Source organism: Nocardia sp. JMUB6875 (assembly GCF_041154655.1).
Taxonomy (GTDB): domain Bacteria; phylum Actinomycetota; class Actinomycetes; order Mycobacteriales; family Mycobacteriaceae; genus Nocardia.
In genome coordinates, this window is record NZ_BAAFGR010000278.1 from 1 (window position 1) to 6696 (window position 6696).

Below are 6696 nucleotides of genomic sequence, written 5' to 3' on the forward strand. Positions count from 1 at the left end.
ACCCGCTGGAAAGCGGCGTTGAACGCCTTCGACATCACCTTCGACGGCCGACTCACCGCCGGACGGAACTAACCCAATCAACCCGAGTTACACCGTTATCTGGACAGACCCTCTCAGTCAGGATAGGGCGCCCCTACTGCCCTATGACCAAAACTGGTGGGCGCCAACACCGGTGCAGAGATGGGCGGGCGGCGATCCGCGAATTCTCGGATCCAACTGCCCAAATGTCGGTTGACACCGTCGTGCGCGATGAACCGTGGCCACTGGATTTGCGGGTCCACCGGGTGGCCGACCATACGCTGTGCGGAAGATTTCACTCGGCGGCCAGCGGTGTCGGCCGGAGGCGTAGAGATGAGTATTCGATGCTCCATAACAACGATCCCCGACTTGACTGTTACTGCGGATGTGCGCTGGCGGATTCCGACCACCCCGCCCACGACGCGACCACGTCGTTGGGGATCCTCGGCACTGGATCGCGGGTGCCCGATCGGGTGGTCAGCAACGGTGAGATCGCGCCGGCGGCGCAGGTCGATGAGGGGTGGGTGCGGCGTAAGACCGGGATTTTGGAGCGGCGGTGGGCCGACCCGGGTGAGGCGACTTCGGATCTGGCGGCTGCGGCGGGACGGAATGCGTTGCAGGCGGCGGGTATTCGGGCTGGGGATCTGTCGCTGATTATCGTGGCCACTTCGACTCCGGATTCGCCGGTTCCGCCGACCGCGTGCCATGTGCAACGGCAGCTGTCGGCGTGCAATGCGGTCGCGTTCGATATCAACGCGGTGTGCAGTGGGTTCGTGTTCGCCTTGTCGGTGGCGCAGGCGATGCTGGCGTCCCTCGGCGGCTACGGGCTGGTCATCGGTGCCGATGTGTACTCGCGGACCCTGAACCCAGCCGACCGTAAGACTGTGGTGTTGTTCGGTGACGGTGCCGGCGCGGTCGTGATCGGCAAGTCCGAGCGATCGATGGCAACACTGCGCGGGGCAACGCTGTTCAGCTTCGGTGACCTCGCCGACCTGATCCGGGTTCCCGCCGGCGGCAGCCGGATTCCGTATACGCCGGCCATCCACGACAAGGGGTTGCACTATTTCACGATGGACGGACACGCAGTCCGTAGCTTTGTCCTGGACTGGCTGCCGCATCTGGTCGGACGGTTCCTCAAGCAGCATTCGATTGCGCCCGAGGAGGTTCGCCATATCGTTGCGCACCAGGCGAACACGGTGATGCTCGACGATCTGTTTCCACGGCTGGGTCTGCCGAACGCGACGATGCATCAGACGGCCGCGATGTATGGCAACACCGCTGCCGCGTCGATCCCGCTCACGCTGGATCAGGCGGCCCGCTCACGCGGGATCAGCTCCGGGGATCTGGTGTTGCTGGCCGGATTCGGGGGTGGAATGTCGGTGGGCCTGAGCCTGATCAGATGGTCGTGAGGCTTGCCTCTTGGTGAGCAGCTGTATTTCGGAGAGATGCTGGGCGGAGCCTTGTCGAGCGGCTCTGATCAGCCGGGACCGGAGCGGGGAGGTGCATTGTGTCGATGGAGGTTCTACCGGGAGATGCCGGTGACGAGTCGGTAGACGGTCAGGCTGTCGGCGGTTGTGCGGCACGAGACGGCGTGAAAGCCGTTGGTGATCAAGTCGTTCAAGCTGTCGCAGATCTGGGTTTGGAGCCGGGGAGGGCATTCGCCGGTAGGGATGGCCAGCAACACTGTCTCGGTGTCGGCCCGGGGATCCTCGAATGGGGTGCCGGGGCGCAGCCCGGCCGGCGGTTGGGGCCAGCGCCGAGGGGAGGCGGTGAGGTCCCAGTGGGTGATGATGCGGTCGGTGCGGTGGCCGCGGTCGCGTCCGGTAGGTTCGATGCCGTACAGGTTGGGAATGTATTGGCAGCCGCAGGCGCCCAGGACGTCGAGGTAGAAGTGGGCGTTGTCGACTCGCAGCGGGTCGTAGGCCCAGTGGATGGCGTGCAGTCCGTGGTCCAGACACACCTCACGCAGCCGGTACATGAGCCTGCGGCCGATACCGGTGTTGCGTCGGTCGGCGCGGACCACGATCAGCTCCAGGTAGTGATACGGCGTGGCATCCTCGGCGAGGTTCATGCCGAGGAAGCCGTAGCAGAAGCCGACCAGCTCTCCACCGGTGTAGGCGCCCAATGCGATACCGCCGTTTCGGGCCAGCGCGGCGAGCAACCGTGGGCTCGGTGCGGGATCTTGCGGTCGCAGGGCGAAGACGTCTCGGTACAGCGCGATCGGGTCCGACAGGCCCTGGAACCCGGTCAGCTCGCTGACGACGACGGCATCGGCGACCATTGCCACCCCGTGAAGGTTTCAGCTTCGGCGGGGAGCACGCCACCGGAATCGGCAAGAGTTCACCATTCGGTTATCAACCGGCAAATCGGAGTATCGACGCAAATCGACCTGCTGGTTCGTGGCGGCACGGTGTTCGACGGCACCGGGCGGCCGGGCTACCGGGCCGACATCGCCATCGTCGCCGGCCGGATACAGGAGGTCGGCACGCTGTCGCGGGCCCGCGCGCGCACCGAGGTCGATGCGGCGGGGCGCTATGTCGTGCCCGGCTTCATCGACACCCATGTGCACGGCGACGCGCTCGTCGGGGATCCGGCGGTGCAGCTGGCGGTGCTGCGGCAAGGGGTGACTACCGTTGTGCTCGGTCAGGACGGGCTGTCATTCGCACCGGCGACGTCGGCGGCGCTGTCATGGGTGTCGCGGTACTTCTGCGCAGTCAACGGAGCCTGGACAACACCGCGGGCTCCGAAAATCGGGCAGGCCCAGGAGTTTTCGGCCGGACCAGAATTCCGCGGGTCGCCGTCGGCGCGCAGACCACGGCCCCCTGCGCTCTCGTTCGAGGTGATGCGCACCGGCCCTGCGCGGTCGTGTGACTCGGTGAGGACCAAGCCGCCCGGTCGTGGGCTCAGTGTCGCCGAGCTCTTGTCCGGATATCACGCGACGACCGCGGTGAACACCGTGTATCTCGTACCGCACGGGACGGTCAGATACAGCGTGATGGGTGGATCACCGAAACCGCCCGACGCCCAGCAGTTGGCGGCGATGGTCCGCCTCGTCGAGGAAGGCATCGAGCAGGGTGCGGCGGGCGTGTCCTCGGGACTGGGTTACCTCCCTGGCCGATTCGCCCCAGTGCATGAACTGGCCGCGGTGTGCCGACCCGCAGCCAGACACGGAATGCCGTATGTGACCCATATGCGCGGCTACGGCGAGGTCGCCGGGGTGGGCATGACCGAGGCGTGCGCGATCGGCCGGAAAGCGGGAGTGCCGGTGCACATCTCCCACTATCACGGCCCGGGGCCACAACTGGTCGAGCTGATCGAAGCCGCACTGGCCGCCGAGGTCGATATCACCTACGACACCTACCCCTACCTGCGAGGGTGCAGCATCCTGGCGGGAATGCTGCCCGGCTGGCTCAGCAGCGCCGACCTCGACGCCACCCTCGCCATGCTTGGTGAGCGTGCGGTTCGTCAGCGGCTGGCCGCGGAGATCTGCCCGTCGCTGTGGGGTCGGCTGACCCTTGCTCATGTGCCCGGCGCTGAGTACCGGTGGGCGGCGGGGATGCGGCTGGTCAAGGCCGCACAACAGGTCGGTGTTGCGCCGGCCGAGTTCTGCGCGGACCTTCTCATCGACACCGCACTGTGTGCCGGGGTGATATTCGATTTTCCGGACACCGAGGACTCGCTGCGCGAACTGCTCCGCCACGATGCGCACATGGGTGGATCGGACGGCATCTACGTCGGCGCGCGCCCGCACCCGCGCGGCTACGGTACGTTCGCGCGGCTGCTGCGCCGGCATGTGCGAGAACTGCACGACTGGACCTGGGAGCAGGCGGTCGAGCATCTCTCGACCCGCCCGGCTCGCCGGTTCCGGCTCACCGACCGCGGCACGATCGCTCGCGGCCAGGCCGCCGACCTAGCCGTTATCGATCCCACCACCGTCCGCGACCACGCCACCTATGCACGGCCTCGCGTGCTGGCCACAGGTATCGATGATGTCATCGTCGCCGGAATACCGGTGCTGGCGAACGGGCAACTCACTGGTCAACTGCCCGGTACTTCGTTACGGCCTCATCAAGAACGACTGTAGGGCAATATTTTTCGGCTAAACTGACCGGTCTGGACAGCATCTGGCAACACTATTGGGTGACACCCGATCCAGCCACTGCGGAAGGGTCACAGTGACGAGCCGAGTTCTCACCGTGGGGGAACGAATCGAATTGCGCCGCCGCCGATTAGGCCTTTCCCGCCGCGTCGTCGCCCAGCTGGCCGGCCGCAGCGAGGAGTGGCTGCGCAAGATCGAATGCGGCGGCAGCCTCCTCGACAGCATCCAAATCACTTACCGGCTCGCCGAAGTCCTCCACTTCGACGACCCTATGGAGCTGATCGGCTGGCCGACCTCGAGCCGATCCGTCGCGCGCGGGATGGATCTACAGCTCACCGCGCTCAACCGGGCCATCATGGACCACCCCTCGACACGTGCGTTCGCCACCAATACCGAACAGCCTCTACCAGAACTGGATTCGGTTCGCGCGTCGCTCGAGCAGTGCCGGGCCACCTGGTTCGGCTCGCCCCACCGCTACACCGAGCTCGCCGCACGGCTACCCGCCGTACTAGTTGCGGCACGCTCGATTCGTGCGGCCGCGCACACGACGCCGGGCGGACCGGTCGCCGAGGCCGGCGGGGTGCTGGCCGATGCCTATCACCTCGCCCGATTGCTGCTGACCCGCGTGGGCGACTACCACATGGCCTGGCTGGTATCCGACCGGCCGATCGGCATCCTGACCCACCCTGAGCACCCGACCCGCATCGCCGTCAGTTCCTGGCATGTCGCCAGCGCCCTGCTGTCGCTGGGCTACCTCGCCGAAAGCCGCGACTACGCGCTCGCGGCGGCCCGGCGACTGACCCGGGCGGCCCTACCCGAACGGCTCGCCGGTCCCGCGCACGGGGCCCTACTGCTGGTCGCCGCCGAGGGCGCCGCCGGTACCGGCGACCTCACCCTCTCCGAGGCTCTCATGGCCGAAGCCGGCCAGGTCGCCGCGAAGCTCGATCCCAACCGGCCCGCCGAGGTACCCGACTCCCACGCGCCCGACTACACCGTCAGCTTCGGACGAGCCGAAGTCGTCATCACCGGGATGAACATCGCACTGCAACTGGGCCGAGTCGACGACGCCATCAGACTCTCCGCCGACGTAGACCTACCCGAAGATGCTTCCGCCGACCTGGAAGTCCGCTACTACCTGACCACCGCCTACGCCTACGGCCAGCGCGGCGAAGACTTCGCCGCCGTCTTCGCCCTCCAACAAGCCGAACACGCCTGCCCCGAAGACATCCGCTACGACTGGATGGCCCACCGCACACTACAAAAACTCTCCCGCCACGACCACCACCTCATCAGACGAGACCTCACCAAACTCCTCACCGTCGCCGGACTCGCATAGCCGAACGAGGCCGTCTGGTCGAAACATCTCCGGCCCAAGGTATTTGGCATTCGGTCCTGATTGTCGGCCATCATGTCAGTGGATTTCCGTGTTTACGCTGCGGTGCGCAGGCGCGTTTGTTCGCGAGAGCGCGCAATGCGCGAATCAGGACGAGACGGGTTGTCGGCGGGATCGATGAGGTCGTCGACGAGCCCGCGTTCGACCGCGTAGTAGGGATGCATGAGCTCGTCGCGGTAGCGCTGCACACACACGTCGCGCTCGCGCTCGGGCGCCGCCGTACGCCTTGCGGGTGATGACCTGGATCCGGGGCACGGTCGCATCCGCGTAGGCATAGAGCAGGCGTGCGCCGTGGCGGATGATGCCAGTGGCCAGCGTGTTCCTGCGCGGTGCCGGGTAGAAATCCCGGCACGTCCAGCAGCGTGACCAAGCCGATGTTGAAAGCGTCGCAGTATTGGACGAAACGCGAGGCCTTCTCGCAGGCCGCGATGTCGAGGACACCGGCCAGCACCTGGGGCTGGTTGGCGACGATACCGACGGTGGCACCATCGAGCCGGGCCAGAGCACACAGGATGTTCGGTGCCCAATTCTCGTGCAATTCCATGTATTCGGCGTCGTCGACGATCGCGGCGATCGCCCGCCGCATGTCGAAGGGCAGCCGCGGGTCGGCCGGCACGAGTTCCGTCAATGCCCGCTCGCGACGGTTCACGGGGTCGGTGCATTCGTACCAGGCGGATGCTGGATGTGATTGGCTGGCAGCAGCGACAGCAGGTAGCGCACGTCCGCCAAACACGTGTCCTCGTCCTCGTAGCAGAAGTCGGCGACCCCGGAGATGCGGGCGTGTACGTCAGCGCCACCGAGTTCGTCATGGGTGACGCGCTCACTCGTCACGACCTCCACACGTCGGGGCCGGTCACGAACATCTGGGAGGTGCCAGCGACAATCAACACGAAATCGGTCAACGCGGGCGCATATGCGGCCCCGCCAGCACAGGGCCGAGCATGACGCTGATCTGCGACACCACCCCGGACGCTGCCACGGTCCGCCGGAAGATCTCGCCGTAACCGGCCAGCGCGACGATTCCTTCGTGGATGCGCGCTCCGGCACCGTCGTTCAATGACACGATCGGTGCCCCGCAGTCACCGCCATGTCGATCGTCTTGCAGATCTTCGCCGCATGTGTCTCGCCCAACGCCCCTCCCAGGACCCGAAAGTCCTGGGCGTACACGTACCCCAGCTGTCCGTCC

At 66.2% G+C, this 6696-nt stretch carries 5 protein-coding genes and 1 pseudogene; 3 read left to right on the forward strand and 3 right to left on the reverse strand.

Annotated elements, in window-relative coordinates:
* The first annotated feature begins 224 nt into the window (after positions 1-224).
* On the forward strand, positions 225-1427 hold the full coding sequence (locus ACAM49_RS37765) for a 3-oxoacyl-ACP synthase III family protein (protein ID WP_369640328.1): 1203 nt from the start codon (positions 225-227) through the stop codon (positions 1425-1427).
* Positions 1428-1540: 113 nt separating this feature from the next.
* Here the strand turns inward: ACAM49_RS37765 and ACAM49_RS37770 are convergent, their stop codons facing one another.
* Positions 1541-2299 carry a GNAT family N-acetyltransferase gene (locus tag ACAM49_RS37770; protein ID WP_369640331.1) on the reverse strand — a complete coding sequence of 253 codons (759 nt, stop codon included), beginning with the start codon at positions 2297-2299 and terminating at the stop codon, positions 1541-1543.
* Positions 2300-2428: 129 nt separating this feature from the next.
* Between ACAM49_RS37770 and ACAM49_RS37775 the strand changes: the two genes are divergently transcribed.
* A complete protein-coding gene (locus ACAM49_RS37775; protein ID WP_369640329.1) occupies positions 2429-4102 on the forward strand; it encodes an amidohydrolase family protein in 1674 nt (557 codons plus the stop codon).
* 91 nt (positions 4103-4193) lie between these two features.
* Positions 4194-5453 carry a helix-turn-helix domain-containing protein gene (locus tag ACAM49_RS37780; RefSeq protein ID WP_369640330.1) on the forward strand — a complete coding sequence of 420 codons (1260 nt, stop codon included), beginning with the start codon at positions 4194-4196 and terminating at the stop codon, positions 5451-5453.
* Positions 5454-5597: 144 nt separating this feature from the next.
* On the opposite strand, the gene ACAM49_RS37785 is transcribed toward ACAM49_RS37780, so the two are convergent.
* Positions 5598-5999, reverse strand: coding sequence for a carboxyl transferase domain-containing protein (locus tag ACAM49_RS37785; RefSeq protein WP_369640332.1), 402 nt, complete (start codon positions 5997-5999; stop codon positions 5598-5600).
* A pseudogene (locus tag ACAM49_RS37790) lies at positions 5881-6677 on the reverse strand (carboxyl transferase domain-containing protein); the annotation flags it as partial. The gene ACAM49_RS37785 and the pseudogene ACAM49_RS37790, both read right to left, overlap by 119 nt.
* Positions 6678-6696: the final 19 nt, after the last annotated feature.